At 61.0% G+C, this 766-nt stretch carries 1 protein-coding gene; it reads right to left on the bottom strand.

Annotation, left to right across the window (positions count from 1 at the left end; translation table 11 throughout):
• Nucleotides 1-176 precede the first annotated feature (176 nt).
• Entirely contained in the window at nt 177-608 is a 432-nt protein-coding gene (locus tag AKL29_RS23555) for a hypothetical protein (protein WP_050385813.1), read from the bottom strand.
• Between the last annotated feature and the right edge of the window lie 158 nt (nt 609-766).

The raw sequence follows: 766 nt of genomic DNA, 5'->3' as shown, positions 1-766 counted from the left end.
CGACGGGCAACGCCGCAAAGCCCGCGAAGCGGGCGGAAGCGAACTGACGGGCGTCAGCCCGTCATTCCGGGATGGTGCGTAAGCACCAGACCTCAGATGCGCAATTGCGCATCGGGGAATCTCGAGATTCCGGGCTCGCCTCTTCGAGGCGCCCCGGAATGACGACGTAACAAATGCTACCGCGCCACGATCACGCCGATCACGTTCGGCGCGGCCAGGTATTTCTCCTCGATCGCGGCCCGCGCGGCGGCGCGGTTCTCCGGATTGAGGATGCCGCGCTTCTCGGCGAGGATCATCCAGCAATAGCCCCACCAGTCCGTCAGCATGCCGTGATCGTCGACGAGATCATAACCCTGCTCGCCGGCGAGGATCCGCGCATGCGCTTCATCGAGCGAGTCGAGCCAGGCGTGATCCTCGTCCGAGAACAACTCGTCGCTGAAATCGTCCGTGGTGTAGCCCCAGATCGACATGCAGACCGCGTTGAACTCGCGATCGAGCTGGTCGTCGTCGATCGGCTGGCGGCGCGAGGCCTGGTGCAGCCGCGACAGCGACCGCGCGAAATCGGCAATCCGGGTCAGCGCGAATTGATCGAAGGCGATGGTGGACATGTAGTCCTCGCAGAGACTGAAAGACCATAGATATTGTGTCGGCGCAGCCGCCGAATCACAATGATATATCAAAGACTTGCTAAAGTGTTCTTAATTCGTTCTGATTGGTTTGCAGATCGCCCTTTGGGCGTCGTCCTGGCGAAAGCCAGGAGGTAGAT

Origin of the sequence: Bradyrhizobium pachyrhizi (assembly GCF_001189245.1) — a bacterium.
Lineage (GTDB): Bacteria > Pseudomonadota > Alphaproteobacteria > Rhizobiales > Xanthobacteraceae > Bradyrhizobium > Bradyrhizobium pachyrhizi.
This window is presented reverse-complemented; position numbering and strand designations above follow the sequence as displayed.

Excerpts from the sequence above, each read along its gene's own strand:
- AKL29_RS23555 (WP_050385813.1), bottom strand. The coding sequence starts at position 608 with ATGTCCACCATCGCCTTCGATCAATTCGCGCTGACCCGGATTGCCGAT.